Annotated in this window: 19 protein-coding genes; 10 read left to right on the forward strand and 9 right to left on the reverse strand. The window is 71.3% G+C overall.

Translation table 11 applies throughout. The features are described 5' to 3' along the window. Positions 1-162: 162 nt before the first annotated feature. A complete protein-coding gene (locus B9W62_RS00385) occupies positions 163-1,077 on the forward strand; it encodes an MBL fold metallo-hydrolase (RefSeq protein ID WP_087804028.1) in 915 nt (304 codons plus the stop codon). Between the two features lie 153 nt (positions 1,078-1,230). Here B9W62_RS00385 and B9W62_RS00390 read toward each other — a convergent pair whose 3' ends face one another. Next, complete coding sequence (locus tag B9W62_RS00390) at positions 1,231-2,076, reverse strand: endonuclease/exonuclease/phosphatase family protein (protein ID WP_087804030.1); 846 nt, start codon at positions 2,074-2,076, stop codon at positions 1,231-1,233. 287 nt (positions 2,077-2,363) lie between these two features. On the opposite strand from B9W62_RS00390, the gene B9W62_RS00395 reads away from it, so the two are divergent. Beyond that, complete coding sequence (locus B9W62_RS00395) at positions 2,364-5,135, forward strand: ATP-binding protein (protein WP_087804032.1); 2,772 nt, start codon at positions 2,364-2,366, stop codon at positions 5,133-5,135. Between the two features lie 104 nt (positions 5,136-5,239). On the opposite strand, the gene B9W62_RS00400 is transcribed toward B9W62_RS00395, so the two are convergent. From B9W62_RS00400 to B9W62_RS00410, 3 genes are all read right to left on the reverse strand, one after another. Then, positions 5,240-5,620, reverse strand: a complete 381-nt coding sequence (locus tag B9W62_RS00400) for an SDR family oxidoreductase (protein WP_087804034.1) — start codon at positions 5,618-5,620, stop codon at positions 5,240-5,242. A 317-nt stretch (positions 5,621-5,937) separates the two neighbouring features. Next, positions 5,938-8,670, reverse strand: a complete 2,733-nt coding sequence (locus B9W62_RS00405) for a helix-turn-helix transcriptional regulator (RefSeq protein WP_373433657.1) — start codon at positions 8,668-8,670, stop codon at positions 5,938-5,940. A gap of 121 nt (positions 8,671-8,791) precedes the next feature. Beyond that, positions 8,792-9,580, reverse strand: coding sequence for a sigma-70 family RNA polymerase sigma factor (locus B9W62_RS00410; RefSeq protein ID WP_143665448.1), 789 nt, complete (start codon positions 9,578-9,580; stop codon positions 8,792-8,794). 332 nt (positions 9,581-9,912) lie between these two features. On the opposite strand from B9W62_RS00410, the gene B9W62_RS00415 reads away from it, so the two are divergent. Beyond that, entirely contained in the window at positions 9,913-10,860 is a 948-nt protein-coding gene (locus tag B9W62_RS00415) for an alpha/beta fold hydrolase (protein WP_087804037.1), read from the forward strand. A 452-nt stretch (positions 10,861-11,312) separates the two neighbouring features. Here B9W62_RS00415 and B9W62_RS00420 read toward each other — a convergent pair whose 3' ends face one another. Further along, positions 11,313-11,618: a hypothetical protein gene (locus B9W62_RS00420; protein WP_087804039.1), complete on the reverse strand. Its 306-nt coding sequence runs from the start codon at positions 11,616-11,618 to the stop codon at positions 11,313-11,315. Between the two features lie 290 nt (positions 11,619-11,908). On the opposite strand from B9W62_RS00420, the gene B9W62_RS00425 reads away from it, so the two are divergent. After that, positions 11,909-12,628, forward strand: a complete 720-nt coding sequence (locus tag B9W62_RS00425; RefSeq protein WP_087804041.1) for an alpha/beta fold hydrolase — start codon at positions 11,909-11,911, stop codon at positions 12,626-12,628. A 258-nt stretch (positions 12,629-12,886) separates the two neighbouring features. Here B9W62_RS00425 and B9W62_RS00430 read toward each other — a convergent pair whose 3' ends face one another. Together B9W62_RS00430 and B9W62_RS00435 are read right to left on the reverse strand one after the other, a co-directional pair. Continuing rightward, positions 12,887-14,437, reverse strand: a complete 1,551-nt coding sequence (locus B9W62_RS00430; RefSeq protein ID WP_087804043.1) for a PTS ascorbate transporter subunit IIC — start codon at positions 14,435-14,437, stop codon at positions 12,887-12,889. Positions 14,438-14,453: 16 nt separating this feature from the next. Then, positions 14,454-15,266: a PTS sugar transporter subunit IIA gene (locus B9W62_RS00435; protein ID WP_087804045.1), complete on the reverse strand. Its 813-nt coding sequence runs from the start codon at positions 15,264-15,266 to the stop codon at positions 14,454-14,456. 223 nt (positions 15,267-15,489) lie between these two features. Between B9W62_RS00435 and B9W62_RS00440 the strand changes: the two genes are divergently transcribed. From B9W62_RS00440 to B9W62_RS00455, 4 genes are all read left to right on the forward strand, one after another. Beyond that, complete coding sequence (locus B9W62_RS00440) at positions 15,490-16,506, forward strand: serine hydrolase (protein WP_087811664.1); 1,017 nt, start codon at positions 15,490-15,492, stop codon at positions 16,504-16,506. Positions 16,507-16,609: 103 nt separating this feature from the next. Further along, a complete protein-coding gene (locus tag B9W62_RS00445) occupies positions 16,610-17,383 on the forward strand; it encodes an SDR family oxidoreductase (protein WP_087804047.1) in 774 nt (257 codons plus the stop codon). Positions 17,384-17,413: 30 nt separating this feature from the next. Then, positions 17,414-17,734 (forward strand): nuclear transport factor 2 family protein, encoded by a 321-nt coding sequence (locus B9W62_RS00450; RefSeq protein WP_087804049.1) that lies wholly within the window; start codon positions 17,414-17,416, stop codon positions 17,732-17,734. A 45-nt stretch (positions 17,735-17,779) separates the two neighbouring features. Further along, entirely contained in the window at positions 17,780-18,607 is an 828-nt protein-coding gene (locus B9W62_RS00455) for a MerR family transcriptional regulator (RefSeq protein WP_087804050.1), read from the forward strand. Between the two features lie 59 nt (positions 18,608-18,666). On the opposite strand, the gene B9W62_RS00460 is transcribed toward B9W62_RS00455, so the two are convergent. Both B9W62_RS00460 and B9W62_RS00465 read right to left on the reverse strand, forming a co-directional pair. Further along, positions 18,667-19,218, reverse strand: a complete 552-nt coding sequence (locus B9W62_RS00460) for an EF-hand domain-containing protein (RefSeq protein WP_087811665.1) — start codon at positions 19,216-19,218, stop codon at positions 18,667-18,669. Between the two features lie 174 nt (positions 19,219-19,392). Further along, positions 19,393-21,198: an NHL domain-containing thioredoxin family protein gene (locus B9W62_RS00465; RefSeq protein WP_087804052.1), complete on the reverse strand. Its 1,806-nt coding sequence runs from the start codon at positions 21,196-21,198 to the stop codon at positions 19,393-19,395. Between the two features lie 566 nt (positions 21,199-21,764). On the opposite strand from B9W62_RS00465, the gene B9W62_RS00470 reads away from it, so the two are divergent. Next, the gene (locus B9W62_RS00470; protein ID WP_087804054.1) at positions 21,765-22,709 is read left to right on the forward strand and encodes an RICIN domain-containing protein; all 945 of its coding nucleotides are present in this window, start codon (positions 21,765-21,767) and stop codon (positions 22,707-22,709) included. A 59-nt stretch (positions 22,710-22,768) separates the two neighbouring features. Next, positions 22,769-23,104 (forward strand): YbaB/EbfC family nucleoid-associated protein, encoded by a 336-nt coding sequence (locus B9W62_RS00475; RefSeq protein ID WP_179235283.1) that lies wholly within the window; start codon positions 22,769-22,771, stop codon positions 23,102-23,104. Positions 23,105-23,151: the final 47 nt, after the last annotated feature.

The raw sequence follows: 23,151 nt of genomic DNA on the forward strand, positions 1-23,151 counted from the left end.
TGATCATGATGTGAAGTCGTCGCGGTGAGTTTCACACGTTCGTGTGAGTCATGTGACGGGTCGTCACAAGCGTTGAACTTGACTTGTCATGCAGAGAGTAGGACGGAGTGACCTCGTCACTTCGTCGATGACTTCTGTCGACGCTTTCCAGAGGACGACCACATGAACCAGATCAACGTCGCACACCCGGACGCACCGTTGAGGGACGAGGCAGTTCCGTCCCGCTACGCGCTGAAGGTCGGCGACATCGATGTCACAGTGATCAGCGACGGGGTGCTGGCGATCAACCCCGCGACGCTGGCCACCAATGCCGACAAGGCCGAGCTGTCGGCCTGGCTCCGTGACAACTTCCTGCCGCCCGAGGTGATCGACTACCCGCTGAACGTGTCCGTGGTCCGGAGTGGGGACCGGACCATCCTCATCGACTCCGGGCTGGGTACGGAGTTCCCGGGCTTTCCCCGGGCCGGGCAGCTGGCCATGCGGCTGGACGCCGCCGGGATCGACCCCGCGTCCGTGACCGACGTGGTGCTCACCCACCTGCACATGGACCACATCGGGGGACTGCTCGTCGAGGGCCTGAGGGGCCGGCTGCGCAAGGACCTCCGGGTCCATCTGGCCGCCGCCGAAGCCGAGTTCTGGCAGGCGCCGGACTTCTCCCGCACCGCCATGCCGGCGCCGGTGCCCGAGACGCTCGTCACGACCGCCGCGCGGTTCCTGGATGTCTACCGCGGCCAGTTGCACCCCTTCGAGACCGAGTTCGAGGTGGCGCCCGGCGTACGGATCGAGCGCACCGGCGGTCACACCCCCGGTCACAGCATCGTCCGGCTGGAGTCGGGTGGCGAGCGGCTGACCTTCGCCGGTGACGCGGTGTTCCAGTGTGGGTTCGACCAGCCCGGCTGGTACAACGGCTTCGAACACGACCCCGAGGAATCGGCGCGGGTCCGGATGGCTCTGCTGAAGGAGATGGCGGCGAGCGGTGAGCACCTGATGGCCAGCCACCTGCCGTTCCCGTCCGTCTGCCACGTGGCGACCGCCGGCAACGCCTTCCGTTTCGTGCCGACGGTCTGGGACTACTGAGCCTCGGCGTCACTGCCGGTTCCGTCAGCCCGAGGGTCTGGGTGGGCGGATGCGGGCAGGCCGCGGCGAGCGCCGCAGCCTGCCCGCGCGGCTGCCTTCGTCCGGTGCCCGGTGGTCGTGCCGTGCACCGGACGGTTCCTCGGCGAATCGCCCCTACGGCTTGACGAGCACCTTGCTGAGGAGCGGGCGGTGGTCCGAGGCCGTCGGGTCGTCCTTGAGCACCTCCGTGACCAGGGGCGTCACCTTGCGGGTCGCGTAGATGAGATCGATGCGCTCCGTCGGGGACTGAGCGGGGTAGGTCGCCCCGTCCCCGCGCGCGTGCAGGGACTCGGCCCACGCGTCGGTGTACGCCTTCTGCAACGGCTGTAATTCGGGAGCGGTCGGCAGGGCGTTGAAATCGCCCACGAGGATCCCCGGCTTCGTCGTGCCGATCAGATCCACCACCTGAGCCGTCTGCTGCAGGCGGTCGGCCTGCGAGCCGGCGGCCAGATGCGTGTTGTAGAACTCCACCTTCTTGCCGTGGACGTCGAGCGTGGCATGCAGCAGACCGCGCTGTTCCTGACCCGGCGACTTGTACAGCCACGTGTTGTCCGAGGCGGTGATGGGGTAGCGCGAAAGGATCGCGGTGCCGTACTGCACGCGGTGGCCGCCGGGTGCGGGCGGGCTGTTGTCGATGTTGGCGCCGAAGACCACGTGGTAACCCAGCAACTTCGCCAACTCTGCTGGTTGGTCGGCCCAGTCGCTGCGTTCCGAGTAGTGATTGTCGACCTCCTGGAGGCCGACCACGTCTGCGCCGCTTCTCCGGATGACGTTCGCCACGCGCCGCAGGTCCAGGACGTCATCGGTGCCCTGGGCGTGGTGGATGTTGAACGTCATGACGTCCAGGACACGGGGACCGGGCAGCCGGTCGGCGGAAACCGCGGCAGCAGTGGCGGGACCGGCGGCTGCGGCGGCGAGCGCGACGGCGGCGGCGAGGACGGGCAGGGTCCGGCGGAACATGGAAGGCCTCCTGGTGCGGGTTCACTGACCACGGGGATCATGAATCCGCCCGTTGACGTGCCATCGACCGCAGCGTGAAGATCAGTGGCTTCGCCGGCAACGGTCTTCCGCTGCTCACGCCGGTGGGTGCCGGCCTTCCGCCCCATGATCACCCTGGCTGTGTCGGCCGCTGTCACGTCTTTCGGGTCAGCAGGCGTCCTCTTCTGTCGCTGGCGGAACTTTCGTCCACGGTGCCTCGTTGTCACTTTCTGCCGGTTTTGACTAAAATCGCGCAAGGGGCGATGCGTATGGTGAGGAAGTTGCGGTTGCGCGGCCGTCTCGGTGAGCGCGGCGCGCTCGACCGGTTGACCGGCACGGTGACGTCCGGACGCAGCGCCGTCCTGGTCGTACGCGGTGAGCCGGGCATCGGGAAATCCGCCCTGCTGGATGACTACGCCGAGCGCATCTCCCGGCACCGGGTCGTGCGGGTGGCCGGGGTGGAGTCCGAGATGGAGCTGCCCTTCGCGGGCCTGCATCAGCTGTGCGCCCCCTTCCTCGGACATCTCGACAGACTCCCCGCTCCCCAGAGCGAGGCCCTGGCCACGGCCTTCGGATTGAGTTCGGGCCCCCCGCCGGACCGCTTCCTGGTCGGTCTGGCGGTACTCAGTCTGCTGAGCGATGCGGCCACCGAGGACCCCCTGTTCTGCCTGGTGGACGACGCGCAATGGTTCGACGAGATCTCCGCGCAGACCCTGGGCTTCGTCGCGCGGCGGCTGCTGGCCGAGCCGGTCGCCCTCGTCCTGGCCACGCGCGAACCGCCGGGGCAGGCGCCGCTGGCCGGTCTGCCGGAGCTCGTGCTGAAGGGCCTGGAGGACGCCGAGGCCCGCGCCCTGCTGGACGGCGCATTGCGCGGCGAGCTCGACGACCGCATCCGCGACCGCATCCTGGACGAAGCGCGCGGCAACCCGCTCGCCCTGCTGGAGCTGCCGCGCGGCCTGACGGCGACGGAGACGGCCGAGGGCTTCGGCCCACCGGTCCCGGCCCCGGCCCCGGCGCCGACGGCCGACCGCATCGAGCAGAGCTTCCGGCGGCAGGTGAGCTCGCTTCCCGTCGCCACGCGCAGACTGCTGCTGGTTGCCGCCGCCGAGCCCATCGGGGACGCCGTGCTGCTCAGGCGGGCGGCACGGCAGCTGGGCATCGAACCCGGTGCGGCGGCTCCCGCGGAGGAGGCGGGCATGATCGACATCGGTGCTCTGGTGCGCTTCCGGCACCCGCTCCTGCGCTCGGCCGTCTACCGGTCGGCCGGGCTGCTGGAGAGACAGGAGACGCATCGCGCCCTCGCGGATGTGACCGACCGGGCCCTCGACCCGGACCGCCGGGCCTGGCACCTGGCATGGGCCACCCTGGCCCCCGACGAGGCCGTCGCCGCGGAGTTGCGGACCTCGGCTGCCCGGGCGCAGTCGCGCGGGGGCGTCGCCGCGGCGGCGACCCTCCTGGCGTACGCGGCCACGTTGACGCCGGAGCCGAGGGTCCGGGCGGCACGGGCGGTGGCCGCCGCGTCGGCCAAACTCCGGGCGGGCGCGCCCGACGCCGCGCGCAAGCTGCTGACCATGGCGGAAGAGGGGACTCTGGACGAGTTCGACCAGGCCCGCGTACACCTGTTGCGCGCCCAGATCGCCTTCGCCTCGAGTCGGGTCAGTCAAACCGCTCCCCTGCTGTCCGCTGCCCGTGACCTGGTCCCCCTGGACGCGGCACTCGCCCGCGAGACCTTCCTCGACGCCATCTCGGCCGCGATGTTCGCTGGCCGGCTGTCCGCCGACGCCGATGTCGGCGCGGTGGCCCGAGCCGCGCGGGAAGCGCTGCCCGAAACGGAGGGGCCCCGAACCGCGGACCTGCTCCTGAGAACTCTGGCGGCACGGTTCGGGACGGGGTACCGCGATGCCCTGCCGCTCGCGAAGCGGGCTGTGGGCCGATTGCTGGTGGAACCGGACGCGGGTGAGGTACTGCGCTGGTCCTGGCTCACCTCGGCCGTCGCCGCCGACATGTGGGACGACGAGGGCTGGGCGGCACTGGCGGCACGACACGTACGGACCGCCCGGGCCACCGGAGCGCTGAGCGAGCTTCCGCTCGCCCTGAACTCGCAGGTCCTCGTCGACCTCTTCGCCGGTGCACTCGACGCGGCGTCGTTGCTGACCGCCGAGATACCGACGGTGCTGGAGGCGGTCGGCGGCGACCTGGCACCGTACGGCGCCCTGACCCTGGCGGCTCTGAAGGGCGACGAGCCCCATGCCGAGCAGCTGATCCGGAGCAGTCTGGAGGACTCCGCAGCACGCGGCGAGGGGATCGGTGTGAGCATCGCGCAGTGGGCGCGGGCGGTGCTCTGCAACGGCGCGGGCAAGTACGAGCGAGCACGCCAGGCCGCTGATCAGGCGGCCGCCCACGCCCAGGATCTGGCGGCCCCCAACTGGGGGCTCTGCGAGCTGGTGGAGGCCGCGGTCCGCAGCGGGGAGCGCGACACGGCCGTCGACGCCCTCGACCGGCTCGACGAGGCCACCGGCGGGGCCGGCACGGAGTGGGCTCTGGGCGTCCGGGCACGTGCGCGGGCCCTGCTCGGCACGGGCACGGCGGCGGAGACCCTCTACCGGGAGGCCGTCGAGCGGCTCGCCCGCACCCGCGTCAGGACGGAGCTGGCCCGGGCACACCTGCTCTACGGCGAGTGGCTGCGCAGGGAGAACCGGCGCGAGGACGCTCGCGCCCAGTTGCGGACGGCGCACGCCATGTTCACCGGCTTCGGCGCCGGTGCGTTCGCCCAGCGCAGCGGCCGGGAGCTGCACGCCCTCGGTGAGAGGACGGCCGGCCGGTCTGCCACCGCCCCGACCGCGCTCACCGCCCAGGAGACGCAGATAGCCCAGCTCGCCCGGGACGGGCTCACCAACGCCGAGATAGGCGCAGAGCTGTTCATCAGCCCGCACACCGTGGAATGGCATCTGCGCAAGGTGTTCGCCAAACTCGGCATCACCTCACGCAGGCAGCTTCGATCCTCCCTGGGTGACCGCCCCTTGGCGCCTGCCCCGGCCTAGGCCGTCGACGTACGACCGCCGCGGTGCGGGGAGCGAGCTCACCGCGATGGCGCACGAGGGGCATGGTGACCAGCGCCCGTCGGACCGATTACGCCAGTCGCGGTTCACTGCTGACCGGCGTCCAGAGTGATCCGGCCTATGGCGTCCCGCAGGAGCCGCTGGATCTTGAGGGGTTCCGTCGCCGGGCCCAGATCTCCGCGGGCCCGCCTCTCCTTCGCGCTGTGGGCACGTTTCATCGCGGCGTGCACCGCGTGCGGCTCGTCGCGGGCCCCGTCCACCACGTAGTACATCCAGACGAGGCGGGAACCCTGAGCACGGAACGGCACTCCGATCAGCCACGTCATCGACTGGGCGCCATCAGCACGACTGCCCGTCGTCGGCCCGTTCACCATCTGCCGGGCGCCGTCGTCCGTCGGGCCGGTCCGGTCCGCGAGCTCGGCACCGGGAAGGGTCTCAAGACCCGGAGGGTCCATCTCGAGCAGCATGATCGTCTCCGTTCCGGCTGCGGCGTGAGCCGGGAGGTCCCGGCGTGGGATCAGCGACGCACGTGGTCCGTAGTCTCTTCACCCTGTTTGACTGGACGGCCCCTCGTTTTGTGACGACCCCGCGGTGGGCTGGTTGCCGCGGCGGTGATCCGGTCCCGGATGCCGCGGAGGCGGACGGGAGCCACTGGGGTGCACCGCCAGTGCGGCATGCGTTCAGCACGCGTTCGTGTCGTCCGGAGAGCCGTGACTCGGGCGAGGCTGAGCGCGGCATGTCGGTGGCGGTCGCGCTGGCGTGTGCAACCGTGCGTGTTTCCCGTTCAGCCGGGTGTCGTCGTCGGCCGTTCGGCGAGGACCGTGCGCAGTTGCCGTCTGGAACTGATCCCGAGCTTGGCGAACACCTTGCGCAGGTGCCACTCGACCGTGTGCGGGCTGAGGAACAGTTGCGCACCGATCTCCGGATTGGTCAGCCCGTCCCGGGCGAGCCCCGCGATGTGCGCCTCCTGCGGGGTCAGGGCCGCCCCGGCCGCGGTGCCGCGCCGCGCCACCGTCTCCCCGGTGGCCTGCAACTCGCCGGCGGCCCGGGCCGCGTACCCGCTCGCGCCGAAGTCGGTGAACATGCCGTGGGCCGTCCGTAGCTGTTCCCGGGCGTCGCCCTTTCGGTTCTCCCGCCGCAGCCACTCCCCGTACACGAGGTGCGCGCGGGCCAGTTCCACCCGTAGCCGGGTGCGGCCCAGCCGGTCGACGGCCTCCCGATAGGACTTCTCGGCGTTTCCCTCCTTCTCCAGCAACGCACGCGAACGCGCCTGCACCCCGAGCGCCCAGTTCGTCCCGGCGGCCTCGGTCGTCTCGGTCAGCCGGGCCAGCGCGTCGTGCGCGGCGTCCCGCGCACCGCTGCGCGCTCCCGCCTCCACCAGCTCTGCGAGGTACCAGCCGAGGAAGCCCAAGTCCTCGTACTCGCAGGCCCGCTGGGCGCCGGCGAGCGCGGCGTTGTACCGGGACAGGCCGTTGTACAGGACGGCGGTCACATGGTGCGCCAGCCCGAGGGCCCGTCCTTGGCCCGTTTCGGTTGCCGTCCGAACCGCCTCGTCGATCGCCTGCTTCGCTCGGTGCTCGTCGTCGCGCCAGGCGACCAGCAACAGGGACGTGTAGTCCGGCGGGGTGGTGCCGGTGGCCGTGCTCAGCGCGTCCGCCTCGTCGATCAGGGCGGACGCCTCGGCGAACTCACCGGCCTGCAAGTGCACGCCGGCCCGGTAGGTGAGCGCGACGGGGAGCGACGCGAGCGCGCCGGCGCCGCGGGCCAGCCTGACCGCACTGTCCGCCAGGTCGTGCCACGCCTCGTCGTCCCACAGCTCCGGCGCGATGGGTTCGGGAGCCACGGGGCAGGCCAGCCACAGCCAGCGGGCGGTGTCCACGTGTCCGCCTCCCGCTTCCCGCTGGAAGGCCCGCAGAGCCCCCCTGAGCGGTTCCACGGCGGCGGCGTAACCGGCCGTGAACCGCGTCGAGACCCCTTCCAGGATGTGGTCCACGCGGCTGGGCGGGCCGGGCGCGCGAGGAGCGGCCCGGGCGAACTCCGCCGCCTCCCGTACGGTCGTCCGGCCGCCCAGTCGCCCGGCGAAGATGGCCGCCGCCAGGGCTTCGAGACACGTCTCGCGGGCCAGCGCCGCATCGAGCGGTGCCAGGCGGTCGGCTGCCTCCAGGAAGAGCGGGGCGGCCTCGCTGCCGCGGCTGCGGACGAAGACGATCCGCGCGTGCAAGCGCCGCACCCGGGCGACCTGAAGAGGGTCGAGGGGGCCGGCCTCCGCCGCTCTGGCCAGGTGATAGGCGGAGTCGACCGATGCCGCGTCGAATGCCGCCTCGGCGGCCGTCAGGGCACGCGCGCACCGCGTCGTACGGTCCGGGGTGAGCTCCGTGGCGCGTTCGAAGAAGGCCGCCGCCGCGGCGAGCCCGCCCCTCGCGCGCGCCCGGTCGGCGCACCTCACCAGTTCGGCGGCCACATCCTCGTCGGGGAGCACGGTGGCCAGGGCGCGGTGCCAGGCCCGGCGGTCCGCGTCCCGCACCGGGTCGGTGGCCTCGGCCAGGGCGCGGTGGGCCTCGGTGCGCTCGTACTCGTTCGCGTGGTCGTAGCAGGCCGAGCGCACGAGCGGATGACGGAAGCGGACCCGGCCGCCGATCTCGATCAGTCCGAGTGCCAGGGCCGGTGACGCCGCGTCCATCGAGATGCCGAGCCGCTCCGCTCCCCGGCGCAGCAGGGTGACGTCGCCGAGCGGTTCGGCCGCCGCGAGGAGCAGCAGGTGCCGGGTGGCGGGCGGCAGGGACCCGATCCGGTCCCGGAAGCTCTCTTCGATGCGGCTCGCCGAAGGTTGCGACGCCGCCCTGCGGGGGAAGCCGCCGCCCAGATCGGCCATGGTGATGCCGCGCGGCAGTTCCATCAGGGCGAGCGGATTGCCCCGGGCTTCGGCAAGGATGCGGCTGCGGACGTGCGCGTCGATCGGTCCGGGTATCACCGAACGCAGCAGGGCCAGGGCTTCGTCCTCCGGCAGCCCTTCGAGCGTCAGCGCCGGCAGGCCCTCGAGCAGCCGCTCGGTGTCGGGCTCCCGCACGGCGAAGACGAGACCGACCGATTCCGCTTGCAGGCGCCGTGCGACGAATCCGAGCACCTGCACGGACGCGCGGTCGAGCCACTGGGCGTCGTCCACCAGGCAGATCAGCGGTCTGTCCCGGGCCGCCTCCGCGACCGTGTTCAGCGTCGCCAGACCAAGGAGGAACGCGTTCGGGGCGGGCCCGGCGGCGAGGCCGAACGCCACGTCGAGTGCTTCGCGCTGGGGGGTGGAGAGGTGGTCGGCGTCGTCGAGCAGGGGGCCGCAGAGCTGGTGGAGTCCGGCGAACGGCAGCTCCATCTCGGCCTCGCTGCCCGCGGCACGAACCGTCCGGCAGCCCTGTGCGTGGGCCGCCAGGTGGTCGAGGAGTGCGGTCTTGCCGATGCCGGCCTCTCCCCGCACCACGAGGGCGGCGCTGCGGCCGGCCCGCACTTGCGCCGCCAGTTGTTCCACGGTCTGACGATCACGGCTGCGACCGAGCACCACACACCCCGCACTGGGCCAGAAGGCAGTGACATCGACGAGCCTACTCCAGCCGGTGTCGCGCGTCCCGCGCTGCGGACGCCGGCACGCGTCACCCGAGAGCCGCCACCAGCGGATTTCCCGCTCCGCTTCGGACGTGAGCTGTGCGCGGGTGCGCTCCCCGTACGGCGTGGTGCGCCCCTGCGGGTGCCTGTTGGGCGGGGTCGGGGACCGCGTCGCGCAGCAGGGTCCGCTCCAGAGTCTCCAGGTCGCCGCCTCGCGCGGCGCCGAGGAACGCCCGCACGAACCGGCGGTGCGTGGCGGCGTCGACGGCCTGCCGCCGCCGTGAGGTGTCGAGACGCTGCTGGGCGCGCGACACCTGCTGTCGGGCGTTGACGACGCTGAGGTCGAGGAGAGCCGCGATCCGGGCGTACGGGTAGCCGAACCCCTCGCGGAGGACGAAGGCCGCCCGCTGCCGCGGCGTCAGTGTCGCCAGCAACCGCGCGACCGCCCACTCCACCGCGTCCTGCCGCTCGACCACCGCGTCCGGCTCGGTGTCGTGGTCGTCCGCCGGTTCCGGCAGGAAGGGGGTGGCGCAGTACTCCCGGCGCCGGCGAGCGGAGTGGAGGACGTTGACGGCCAACCGGACGGTGATCGTCCGTAGCAGGGCCGTCGGGCTGTGCACGGCCCGGCGGTCGGTGCGTTGCAGGCGCAGCCACACCTCTTGGAGTACGTCCTCCGCCTCGCCGGCATTGCCGAGGATCTGATGGGCGACCCTGAGGAGAGCGGGCCGAGCACGCAGGAACACCGACGCGGCGTCCGCCAGGTCGTCCATGGCCGGGGATGCCGCCCGACCGTCCGGCACCGCGCGGTGTCCGGCTTCCCTCGTGTTCGTGTTCACCGTCGTCCTCCGCTCGGTGGGTCAACGGCCCCAGTCGGCCGCTGCAACCAACCTCGCGCGCCGACCCGGTGCACCGCGCCAGGGAAAGTCCGTGGTGATTGAGTGGTGGCCCCCCGGTGGGTCCGTAGGGAATGCGTTGTGATGGCCGACGGCGGCGAAGAGCGCGGACTTCGCCCGCTCGATGTCCCTCTCCTGATCCTGGTACCGGCCCCCTTGTCACACTTCTGACAGGTATGCGGTCTGTGATCCGTAGCCTCCCCGGTCCCGAGGACCTGTTCGGTGAGGTTTCCAGCCCGTCCGCCCCCCCCTGACGCGGAGCACAGAGGATCACCATGCGAGAACGCGAGACACTGACCCCCCTCCGGCGCGTGCGGACGGACGTCCTGGACGTCGCCTACCACGAGGCGGGCCCGGAGGAGGGTGACACCGTCTTCCTCCTGCACGGCTTCCCCTACGACGTGCACAGCTACGAGGACGTGGTCCCGCTGCTGGCCGGCCACGGTTTCCACGTCGTGGTCCCCTATCTGCGGGGCCACGGACCCACGGCCTTCCTGTCGCCGTCGACTCCCCGCTCCGGTCAACAGGCAGCGCTCGGTGCCGACGTCCTCGCCCTCATGGACGCGCTGGGCGTCGAGCGGGCCTATCTCGCGGGCTACGACTGGGGAGGGCGCGCCGCGTGCGTCGCCGCGGCCCTGTGGCCCGAACGCGTCCTCGGCCTGGTCTCGGTGAACGGCTATCTCATCCAGGACATCGGCGCCGCGACGCGGCCCCTCCCGCCCGAACGCGAGGCGGGCTTCTGGTACTTCTACTACTTCCTCACCGAACGGGGCCGTGCCGGTCTGGCCGCCGACCCCCGGGAGGTCGCTCGGGTCATCTGGGAACGCAACTCCCCCGAGTGGGCCTTCCACGCGCGCGACCTGGATCGGACCGCGAGGGCCTTCGCCAACCCCGACTACACCGACGTCGTCGTCCACTCCTACCGGCACCGACTGGGCTTCGCGCCCGGCGCCGACGCGTACGCGGAACTCGAGGCACGTCTCGCCGGTCTCCCGCCGGTTCCAGTGCCGACGGTGACCCTCGACGGCTTGGCGGACGGCAACTTCCCCGCCACGGACGGTTCCGCGGCGGCCCGGCACTTCACCGGGCCCCGGCTGCACCGCAAGGTGGCCGGCGCCGGTCACAACCTCCCGCAGGAACGTCCCGAGGCGTTCGCGGCGGCCGTGTGCGACGTGCGCGTACTGCGGCAGGAAAACACCGGTGCGGACCGGACCGCCGGGTGACGTCAGCACCGACATACCGAGCGAGTACGCGCCCGTACCCTCCGTGACCGGCGTGTGGTGGGGCGAAGCCTGAGTCCACGCTTCTGGTGGGGCGGGAGTCCGTAGGCTGATCCGACGGTGCCGTTTCTGGTCTACCCCTTGGATTGGTTACCGTCCCTTTTGAGAGACACGGGGCGTTTGCAGTGCCGACCGGCGGATCGCCTCACTCGTCCTGCCGTGCGGGCGAAGCGGTCGCTCGGAGGGTGGGTGAGAGTCCGGCCTCCGCCCTTTCTTTCTCCCAGTGCACACCCTGCGTCCTCCCGCGGCGCCCTTGGAATGCCGTGGCCCGAAACGTGAGGGCCCCTGGCGGATCCGTGGCCCCGGGGCGGGCCGACCGTGGCGGTTCCGTAGCCCTCGGGGCGGCTTGGCCGGAGGGAGTGGGCCGCGGGCCGGACCGTCGTCGCGGCCGTCGGTCAGTGCTCTTCGGGACGGACGATCCGGAGGGCCGGGCGGCCCCGCCCGTCGGACGTGGTGCCGCTGCCGTCCGGCCCGTACGTCGCAAGAGCCTCGAGGTACACGTTCCAGGTGCCCGCGCCGTCTGTGCCGTACCGGTACTCGCGGCCCGGGTCGTGGGCCCGGTAGGCCGCCAGCGCGGTGAGGCAGTGGGCCCGGCTGAGGAAGGGACCGCCCACGTGCTGCCAGCCCGGTCCCGGTGTGATGCTGTCGGCCCGGGCTTCCGGGCGCGGCGCCCGGTCCCCCACCGTCGCGTCGACAGCCATCGCAGCAGCTCGGTGTGCCGCGCGCGCCATCCTTGACGCACGGGAAACCAAAAAAGCCAAACGCACAGTGTCACCTGTCCCACTCGGAGTCACTGTACGGACCGATCATGGACGCCGTCTGTGACAAGGTCCCTCCGGGCCTCCGGTCGAGGCAGGCGCGGCAGGCGCGGCGTCACACATCAAGCCCTCGTGCGGTCTCCTGGGGTGAAAAGGATGTTCCGGAACATTCACCCGAGGGGGCGCGCCATGAGTGACATCGTCCTCGCGCGGACAAGGGAAAGGTCAACCCGATGACATCAGGGAAGCCCACCGTCGTACTCGTCCACGGCGCCTTCGCGGACTCGTCCAGCTGGAACGGCGTGGTGGAAAGGCTCCAGTCCCGTGACTACAACGTGGTGTCCGCGAGCAATCCGCTGCGCGGCCTGAGCAGCGACGCCGCGTACGTGAGGGAACTCGTGGCCGCCGTGGACGGCCCCGTGGTCCTGGCGGGCCACTCCTACGGCGGCTCGGTCATGAGCGTCGCCGCGAAGGGACTGGGCAACGTCAAGGCGCTCGTGTTCGCCGCGGCCTTCCTGCCCGAAGTGGGCGAGAGTGCCCTCACACTGTCCGGCAAGTTCCCCGGCAGCACACTCGCAGACGTGCTCCGCCCGGTGCCCGTCACGCTGCTCGACGGAAGCCGGGCCGCGGACCTCTACATCGAGCAGAGCGCGTTCCATCAGCAGTTCGCCGCCGACGTTCCCGCGGAGACCACCGCGGTCATGGCGGCCATCCAGCGGCCCGTGACCGATGCCGCGCTGGCGGAGGGCGCCTCGGCCGCGGCCTGGAAGGACATCCCCTCGTGGGTGCTCGTGGCCACCGAGGACCGCAACATCCCGGCGCAGACACAGATCTTCATGGCCGAACGCGCGGAGGCAACGGTCATGAGCCTGACCTCCTCGCACGCGGTCAGCGTCTCGCGTCCCGGCGATGTCGCGCGCCTCATCAACGAGGCGGCACAGGCCACCGCCTGAGTGTCCGACGCTCACCCAGAGCACCGTCGGGCGGTCGGCCGGGAAAGCCCCCGGCCGCCCGACGGGCGAAACGGCGAGTGATGGGGCTGCTCGGCGAGTTGAGACCATCCGCTCGACGGGTCCGAGGTGTCGCTCGCGGTCCGAAGGGTGCCGGATACATCCCACCTCATCGCACTCCTCGACGGCCGGCCGCTGACTAGCGGCCGGCCGTCCCGCGTTCCCGGAGTCGACAGGAGCCGGCTGTCCGTCAACGGCCGCTCAGGGAACGGGCGGCGGTGTGGGAGCGCCGCGCGGTGGGGCGATCTTCGCGTACGTCGCCGTCCCCGCGGCCTGCGCGGGAACGACGGCGGCCGTTTCCGCGGAGGCGGCGGTGATGCCACCGCCCGGGATCCAGCCACGGTCGACGACCTTCGTCTGCATGATCCAGGCACCGGCCAGGATGAGCAGACCGAAGATCAGCATGCCGATCAGACCGACGGTGCCGTCGAGCTTGCCGATGCTGCCGAGCACGGCACCGAACCAGCCGAAGTCTGCGTCGCCGAAGGTCGTGTTGGCCTCTCCGAACGAGCCGAGCGCCTTGAGCAGGATCGCCGGCAGGAACGTGATCAGCAGACCGTTGAGGAAGGAGCCCACCGCAGCGCCGCGGCGTCCGCCGGTGGCGTTGCCGTAGACGCCGGCCGCGCCGCCGGTGAAGAAGTGCGGCACCAGGCCGGGCAGCACCAGGGCCAGCCCGAAGGCCGGGTTGAACACCCAGATGAGCGCCGCCAGACCCGTCAGGCCGCCCAGGAAGCTGAAGATGAACCCGATCAGTACGGCGTTCTGCGCGTACGGGAAGACGATCGGGGCGTCCAGGGCCGGCTTGGCACCGGGCACCACACGGCTGGCGATGCCCTGGAAGGCGGGCACCAGTTCGCCGAGGATGGTGCGGACACCGAAGAGGATGACCGCGACCCCGATTCCGAACTGCAGGCCCTGCATCACCGACTGCATGAGGTAGTTGCCCACGTTGGCCGCCGGGTCACCGCCACTGCCGGCGAACGCCTTGAACGCCGCGTCCTGGCCGACCTTGGCCAGGAACAGCAGGGACATCACCAGGTAGATGAGGACCATCGACAGGGCGGTGGCGACCATGGAGTCACGCAGGAAGCGCAGCCCCTCGGGGAGCTTCATCTCCTCCGTGCTGCGGCTGTTCTTGCCCACGAGCTGCCCCGTGGCGCCGGACACGATGTAGCCGGCCGTGCCGAAGTGGCCGATGGCCAGAGTGTCGTTGCCAGTGACCTTCTTCGTCCAGGGATGCGCGAAGGCCGGAAGGGCGACCAGCAGGATGCCGAGCAGCACACCGCCGCCGAGTACCACCGCGACCGAGCCCTGTCCGGCGGTGGCCATGACGATGGTCAGCAGCGTCGCCATGAACAGCATGTGGTGGCCGGTGAGGAACACGTAGCGCAGCGGCGTGAACCGGGCCAGCGCCAGGCTGACCAGGAACCCGAGGATCATCAGCCAGGCGACCCGGGCACCGAACTCGCTCTGTGCGATGCCGACAATGGCCTCGTTGGTCGGAATCACGCCGTGAGTGCCGGTGGTGCCCTGGATCATCCGGCCCAGCGGATCCAGGGACGAGCTGACCAGTCCCGCGCCTGCTCCGACCAGCAGCAGCCCCAGGGTCGCCTTGATGGCGCCGCCGACCGTCTGCCCGACGGACCTCTTCAGCGCTGCCAGGCCCACCGCGGTGATGATGCCGATCAGGTAGGCAGGCTGGCTGAGGATCTCGTTGACGAGAAACTTCGCTGTGTCTATGACCCAGTCCATGACAGGTTCCTCCTCGTCACACGTCGTAGGTGTCGCGCAGGACCGCGTCGACCTCGGTGGTGCTGCTGAAGTCGCGGACGACCTTCACAGGGATGCCGACGTCACCCAGCGTGCTGGCTATCTCCTGAGAGGTGAGGATGGCGACGGCTTCCGACGCCTTCCCCTTGGCGGAGATGGTGTCGGTGGCCTCCACCGACACCTGACGCGACCAGCCCCAGCGGTCGAGGACCTGCTCCAGGGTGTTCTTCAGGAACAGGCTGGTTCCCACGCCGTTGCCGCAGACGGTGAGGATCTTCTGCTCCGACAGGGCCGGAGCGGCGTCCGGAGCGGCGTCCTTGGCCGAGGCGGCCCGCGAGCCGCCCTGGCCGTCGGCGCCGGTCGGCTCACCCTTGAGTACCCGCAGTACTTCCTCGGGGCTCGTCGCCTGCTGAAGGGCGCGGACGTTGTCGCCGTCGGCGAGTACCTTCGCCAGCGCCGCCAGCGCCGCCGTGTGCGCTGTCGAGTCGACGGCGGCCAGCGCCACGACGAGCTGCACCGGATCATTGCTCTCGTGACCGAAGGCCACGGGGGAGGCCAGTCTCACCCAGGACATGCCGGTCTTCAGTACCGCCTCGAAGGGGCGGGTGTGGGCCAGGGCGAAACCCGGGGCGATGACGATGTACGGGCCGTTCTCCTCGACGTTACGTACCATCGCCTCGGTGTACTCGGCCGTACTGATGCCCTCGTCGACCAGCACCTGCCCGGACGCGCGAACGGCGGACCTCCAGTCCTCCGCTTCGACATCGAGCCGGATGCCGTCGACCGACAGAAGATCGGTGAGTGCGCTCATGACAGTGGAACCTCCTTCGTGGGCGTAAGTCGGTCGGTCCCAGCTCATAACTGTTCCGCCGTTACACCCCTACTTGACCATCCGTGACCTGATATGTGACGCCGGTAAGGTGTGAGGTGCGTCTCGTCACCCGGAACAAGGGAACGGTCGACGACCGGGAAGGGGCGGCGCGCCGTCGAGATACCTAGTGATCTCGAACTTTGATTCGATTACCATCTCACCCGTGCATGAGACCCCACCTGTTCGGCGACGCGGCCGCTCTCGCCGGGAGCAACGGCGTCGCCGCAGGGCCAGGCGACGCCGCATCACGTGGACCGTCACGTCGGTCGTGATCGTGATCGGCGGTGCCACCACCTATGCCATCACCGGGAGCGACTCCGGTGAGTCGTCCGCGTCCGGCCGGGCGAAGGCTCCGTCCCCATCGGCCGTCTCGGCCCGGGCGAAGGCGGGCAAGGCGCCTGCGGACGCACCGGAACCGTCGCCGTCGCCCACTTCGACCGAGAAACCGTTCGATCTGGGACCGGCTCTGGCGCCCGTGACCGCGCTCTTCGGCGACAACCGGATGTCCGTGGCGATGCTGGATGTCGAGAGCGGTGCCATGGCGACGTACGGACACGACGCCTTCGACACCGCCAGCATCGTGAAGGTGGACATCCTGGCGACCCTGCTGCTTCAAGCGCAGGACCAGGGGCGGAGGTTGAGCACGGAGGAGCGCGCCCAGTCCGCTGCCATGATCCAGAAGAGCGACAACGAATCCACCAGTGCGCTGTGGACCCGGATAGGCAGCGCCTCGGGTCTCGACGCGGCCAACGAACGGCTCGGCCTGTTCCAGACACAGGGCGGTTCGGGGACCGTGTGGGGCATCACCCAGACCACGGCGGAAGACCAGATACGCCTGCTCCAGTCCGTGTTCGGTGACAAGTCGCCCCTGAGCGAGGCGTCGCGGGCCTACATCCAGGACTTGATGCTGCACGTCGTGGGAAGCCAGACCTGGGGCGTGTCCGCGGCGGCCGACTCGGGCACGACCGCACTGAAGAACGGGTGGCTCAAGCGGACCCAGACCAAGAAGTGGGACGTCAACAGCATCGGCCGGATAGAGCATGAGGGCCGCGTCTATCTGATGGCGGTGCTTCTCAACGGTTGCAGCACCCAGGAGGTCGGCATCAGCATCGTGGAGCAGGCGTCGCGCGCCTCCGCTACGGCGTTCTCCCGGAAACTCGGAGAGAAGTCCCCTACCTGAGGCCCCGACCGGAACCCGGGACCGTGTCGACGCCTCGGCGGGATCGGAGCCACGCCGCTGCGGGCTTGAGTCTCCCCCCGGGAGAGGGCCCACGCTGGCGGACATGAACAGCAATGATCTCGACGAACGCGTCGCCGTGGTGGCGGGTGGCAGCAAGGGAGCCGGGCTGGCGACGGCACGGCTGCTCCGGGAGGCGGGAGCGCGGGTCGTCTCCATCGCCCGCACGGCTCCGGAGACGGCCGACGTGGCCTTCGTGCCCGCCGACCTGAGCACACCCGAGGGCGTCAGGACGTCGTCCGAGGCCGTGGCCGAGCTGGTCGGCGTGCCGGACATCCTGGTGCATGTCGTGGGCGGCTCCCGCTCTCCGGCCGGGGGATTCGCGGCGCTCGACGACGAGCGGTGGGCGCAGGAACTGTCACTCAACCTTCTGCCCGCGGTCCGGCTCGACCGCGCGATCGTCCCCGGCATGGTGGCCCGTGGTTCGGGCGCGGTCGTGCACGTGACCTCCATCCAGCGCCGGATGCCGCTGCACGACTCGACCCTGGCCTACGCCGCGGCCAAGAGTGCTCTGACCACGTACAGCAAGGGTCTCGCCAACGAGGTGGCCCCGGCAGGTGTCCGGGTCAACTCGGTCGCTCCCGGCTTCATCCGCACCGACGGCGCAGAGGGTCTGCTGGCACGCCGGATGAGCGAGGGCGGCATCACTCGCGAGGCCGCGCTCGGCGAGTTGATGCGGGTCCTGGGCGGCATCCCGCTGGGACGGCCCGCGGAGCCCGAAGAGGTGGCCGAGACGATCGCGTTCCTGGTCTCGGACCGGGCCAGTGGCATCACCGGATCCGAGCTCGTGGTCGACGGCGGCACCATCCGCACCGTGTGAACCTTCACCGTCACGACATGGGAGACAGCCGTGCCCAACATCCGTACCTTCGCCGAGGAGTACCTCGCCGCGGCGACGGGCCCCGACCACGAGGACTACCTCGCTCTGTTCCACGACGACGCCGCCGTGCACGACGACGGGCGCGCCCTGAGAGGGCTCGCGGAAGTACGCCGGTGGCGCGAGGAGACGCCGAACGTCGAGTACGACTTGCTGGAGGTGGCCGGCACCCCTGGCGCCTGCCGAGCCGTCGCGCGGGTCTCCGGGGACTTCCCCGGCAGCCCGGTCACCCTCCGCTTCGCCTTCGAGCGCGACACACGGGGGAAGATCACCGTGCTGACCATCACCCCCTGACCACGCGCGGCCGGACGACGGGCCGCCCACGAGGAGGAGCACTCCATGGCGGACAGACTGACGATCGGGGAGTTCTCCCGCGTCACGCACCTGAGCATCCGCATGCTCCGCCGGTACCACGAGCAGGACCTGCTGGTCCCCGCCGAGGTCGATCCGGACACCGGCTACCGCTACTACTCCCCCGCGCAGATCCGGCCGGCGCTGACCGTCAGGCGCTTCCGTGACCTGGACCTCCCGCTGGCGGATCTGCGGCGGTTCCTCGCCGCCGAGTCCGCGGGCGGGCCGGACGACGGCACCGCGCAGCAGGTCGTCGCGGCCCACCTCCGCAGGCTCGAGGACCGGCTCGGCCGCACCCAGCGGGCCGTCGAAGCGCTCCGGGAGCTCCTCGACCCGGGGGCGGAGCGGGCGGTGACGCTGGAGGAACTCCCCGCTCGGCACGTCCTGGCGGTGACCCTCGACGTACCGGAGGGAGCGGGCCTCGACTGGTACGACGAAGCCATGCGTGACCTGGACGCGGCAACCGGAGAGCGCTCCGTCCTCCCACCCGGGGGTCGGTACGAGCACACCCTGTTCACCGAGGGCCATGGCCGCGCCACCGTGTACGTTCCCTTCGAAGCACCGCTGCCGCCGGAGGTGCCGGGCAGGGTGCGCGAGCTGCACCTGCCGCGGCGTACGGCCGCGGTCGCCACCCATCAGGGACGGCACGACGACCTCGACCTGACCTACGGCGCCGTGGGTTCCTTCGCCGCGCGCAACGACCTGCGCTCGCAGGACCTGGTCGAGGAGGTCTACCTCGTGGGGCCGCGCGACACCGACCGGCCGGAGCGGTGGCGCACCCTCGTGGCGTGGCTGATCGCTCCGGAGAACGGCTGATCCGCGGTGGACGGTGCCGTCCACCGTCCGCCGTCCGGTCGGCCGACCGGGGGCGCGGGTCAGCGCATGGAGTGACCCGCGACGGGTCCGCACACGTAGTTGCCCGGCTCGGCGGGGTCGTCACTGATCCAGAACTGGGTCCACAGCGCGGCGAACTCGGACCGGCTGAGGTGGCCGTCGGCATCCTGGTCGAGACGGTCGAACACGTCACCGGTCGCGATCCCCTGCCCGTGCCACAGGTCGATCAGCCGCTGGTGCTCGTTCCTCGAGATGCGGCCGTCACCGTTCTCGTCCACCGCGTCGAAGACCGTGTCGGCGGTGGCGACCACCGCGTCCCGCATGGTGGGCAGCCGGTCGACCATGGCGAGGAGGTCGTCCATGTCGATCCTGCCGTCGTTGTCCGTGTCGACGGCCTCCGAGAGATGCTGCCACCATCCCAGCAGCACCTCCTCCACCCGCGCGGCCAGTTCGCCGTCCGCCCGCACCCGGGGCAGCCGGCTCCACCGGGTCGTCAGGGCCTCGAAGTCCGCCTCCTCCAGGCAGCCGTCGCCGTTCACGTCGAAGGCGTTGAACATGTCCCGCAGCTTGGTCCGCTGAAACTCACTGGCCATCACAAGCCCCTTCTCTCGCGGTGCTGGAGAGATGCTGTCCGCGCGCGCCGGTCCCCCAACAGCGTGTGAGAGCACGAGGTGTCGCAGCGGCACCGCCGAGCGCCCTGCCCGTGCGCCGAGCGCCGGTTTGAACGCGTGGCGCGCCGCTCCGCCGGGCCGCCGGACACCGACCCGTCAGGCGGTGTCGGCGTCGGTCAGGACGAGCGGAAGCCGGTCGCTCGCTCCCTCGACCAGACGGACCGGGATCTCCCAGTCCTTCTGGTGGACGTGGCATGCCGGGTACGGGACGTCCGGGTCGTCGTCGCAGGACGCGGCCGTCGCGGAGACGTGCAGCACGCCCCCGGGCACCGACGGGTCGAGATCGAGGGAGCGGGACAGGTCGGTGCCGACGCCCTCGCCCGCACGCAGCAGTTCGGGCGGGGTGGCGGAGACCAGGAGCCGGGTCGCGGGCCCGTAGCGCAGGTCCAGCTTCTGACCGGCGGGCGCCCGGAAGGCCACTTCCAGGCGCAGGGTGCCCGGCGCCGCCTCGGTCGCCTCCCGCCGTACGCCCTCGCCGGCCCCGGTGCCCAGGGCGTCGTGCGGCAGCCGTAGCCGGGTCAGCCGGTGCCGGGCCGACTCGACGACCAGGATGTCGTCGCCGACGACCAGGGCGTCACTGGGCTCGCGCAGGTCGGTCGCCAGCGTGCTCACCTCACCGGTGGGCGGTGCGTAGCGGCGGAGGGCGTGGTTGTAGGTGTCGGCGACGACCACCGAGCCGTCCGGCAGGGCCGCGACGCCCAGGGGATGCTGGAGCAGTGCCCGGGCAGCGGGGCCGTCGCGGTGCCCGAAGTCGAAGAGTCCGGTGCCCACCGCCGTGCGGACCGTGCCGTCGAGGTCCATCCAGCGCAGGGCGGATGTCTCCGAGTCGGCCACCCAGAGCCGGTCCTCCGTCGCGGACAGCCCCGACGGCTGCGCGAACCAGGCCTCGGGGCCGGGCCCGTCGACCAGCCCCTCGTTGCCGGTCCCGGCGGTGACGGTGACACTCCCGTCCCGCGGATCGTAGGCCCAGAGCTGGTGCACCCCGGCCATCGCGATCCACACCCGCTCGTTCCACACGGCGACGTCCCAGGGCGAGGAGAGGTTCACCGCACGGGCGGCTCCGCGGGTGGGCTCGCCCGGTCTGTGCTGCCTGCCGGTCCCGGCCAGGGTGGTGACCTCGCCGGTGCCGGGCTCGTACCGGCGCAGCGCGTGGTTCACGGTGTCCGCGACGACGACCGAGCCGTCGCCGAGCAGGGCGAGTCCCTGCGGCTCGCTGAACTCGGCCCTGTCAGCCGGGCCGTCCGTGAAGCCCCGTCGCCCGCTGCCGATCCGCCGCACGGGGCTCTCCCCGTCCTCGGCGAGCTCCACCAGCTGGTGCCGGGTGGTGTCGCTGACCAGGAAGGTGCCGGCGGTCAGTGGCACCGCCTTGCCGGGGAAGCGCAGGGTCGTCGGCTCCCGTTCCGGCGTCACGTACGGGGCGTCGCCGCGCCGCAGGGTGCCCTTGGCCGCGTGCTGGGCCTCCAGTTCCTCGACCAGCCGCTGGATGGCGTGCGCGTGTCCCTCGCCCGCGTACTGGGCGACGATGTAACCCTCGGGGTCGATCACGGCGAGGGTGGGCCAGGCCCGTACGGCGTACTGCCTCCATGTGACCCGCTCCGGGTCGTCCAGGACGGGATGCTCCACGCCGTAGCGCTCGACGGCGTCCAGGACGGCGCGGTGTTCGGCCTCGTGCGTGAACTTGGGCGAGTGCACACCCACGATCACCACGGTGTCCCTGTGCCTCTCCTCCAGCTCGCGCAGTTCGTCCAGGGCGTGCAGGCAGTTGACGCAGCAGAACGTCCAGAAGTCGAGGATTACGATCCGTCCGCGCAGCGCCGCGAGACTCAGCTCCCGGTCCCCGGTGTTGATCCAGCCGCCCCTGCCCACCAGCTCGGGGGCGCGGACCCGTGCGTGCTTCACCATGGTTCGAGCCAATCACACCGCCCGCCCCCGACGGCACTCAGTCGGGTACCGCAGCACGGTCGGCGCGTCCGGCCCCCGGGTCCAGCGGACGGAAGCCGTGCCGGTGGAGCAGTACGGCTCCCTAGTGCACCTCGCCTATCCGGTGCTGCCGGCTCTGCCGGCCGGCATCGCCGCGTCCTGCCGGCCCACTCCCTGATGCAGCGGGCGCTGCGGAAGGTGCCGAAGGCGGCGGGTCGGCGTCCGCGGGTGCCCGCCCCGCGCGGGGTGCCCGACGCGGAGACGGACGGCCTCCGCAACGAGCTGCGCTAGAGCGCGGCGGGGGGACGGTGAGGGCCACGGGGAGTCGCCCTCGGGCGCATTTCCGCTGCGGTCGGACGGACCGACGGGACCCCCGCTCACGGCACCGCACCGAGTGAACACTGTTGTGATCGCACGATCACGCAGGGGCTGAAGACAGCTTCACACCGTGTGCGTCACACGGCTCTCGAACGCTAAGCTACGCTGCGACAGTCGGCTCATCATCTTTCCAAGACCGCTCCGTGGTTTCCGAGTTCACAGGAGACTGAGTGCCTCCCCAGCCCAAGCCGCAGGACCCCTCGCTCCTGGACGGGGCCTCCTCGCGCTTCGCCGATGCGTTCGTCCGGCGCACGACGAAATCCTCACAAGGCACCAACCCCCGCCCCCGGCCGTGGAAGTGGCTGGTCGCCGCCGGCGCCCTCACCGCGGTAGCGGTCCTGGTCGTCTTCGCCGTCGCCAACCTCCCGTCCGACTCGGCCGACAAGAAGACGACCACCGCGTCCGACGTCGTCTCACCGGCCGCCTCGACTCCCGCACCGCACAACACCGCGTCCACGCCGGGCGCGTCGGACGGTGGCAGGGCTGCCGCGCCCGGCGCCGGCGGTTCGGGCGGCGGCGGCTCCTACGGCCTGCCGGTCACGAAGGGATCCGGTGGCACCGGTGGCCCCGTCGCGGACTCGCCGAAAGCCGCGGCCCCGCCGTCGGCCCCGTCCGGCACCGGTCCCTCCTCCGGATCGGGCGCGGCCTCGGGCGGCTCCGACGGTGGTTCGTCCTCGGGGGATTCGACCGACACGACTTCGCAGGACAGCCCCCGGAGGGATCAGTCGGACGTGGCACCGGGCGTCTCCGTCTACAGCCACGACAGCGGTCGCTGCATCTCCGCGCCGGCCGCCAAGGACGGCACCCGCCTGCAGATCTGGGACTGCGACGGCAGCTCCTCGCAGAAGATCGACTTTCGTTCCGACGGCACGGCGCGGATGTACGGCCTCTGCATGGACCTGGCGGGTGCCTCCGACGGCAGCGGCACCCCTGTCCAGCTCGCCCGGTGCAACGGCGGCTGGGCCCAGAAGTTCAAGGTGAACAAGGCCCACGACCTGGTGAACACCGCGATCGGCAAGTGCGTGGACATCACCGACAAGCACACGGCCAACGGCACGAAACTCCAGCTCTGGACCTGCTACGGCACCGACAACCAGAAGTGGAGCAAGCGCTGACCCGGCGTCGGGCCGGCGCCCAGCCCCCTACCCTGCCTTCACACGATCGGAACCCAGACGTGAACCTCGACGGCGGCCCCGGCCTTCAGCAGCTCCTCGACCACACCCGGCGGCTCCAGCAGGACCTGGCCCGTGCCCAGGAGGAGTTCAGCGCGCTGACCGTGCAGGGCACGGCAGGGGGTGGCGCGGTCAAGGCCACGGTCGACAGCAACGGCGTACTCACCGACCTGCGGATCACCCCGGCCGTGGCCGCCCCGGACAACGCCCAGGGCCTGGCCGACCTGGTCCTTGCCGCCGTGCGGGAGGCCCAGCGGGCGCTGGCGGTGCGGCACGAGGAGCACTTCGTGCCGCTGCTGAAGTCACTCGACTCCCAGCTCGGGAACTTCCCCGGCTGATCGGCCGCGACCTCGCACGGCAGCGCGACATCACGTCGCCGGGGCCG

The sequence above is a fragment of the Streptomyces sp. CS113 genome, assembly GCF_002188365.1.
In the GTDB taxonomy this organism is placed as follows: Bacteria; Actinomycetota; Actinomycetes; order Streptomycetales; family Streptomycetaceae; genus Streptomyces; species Streptomyces tendae.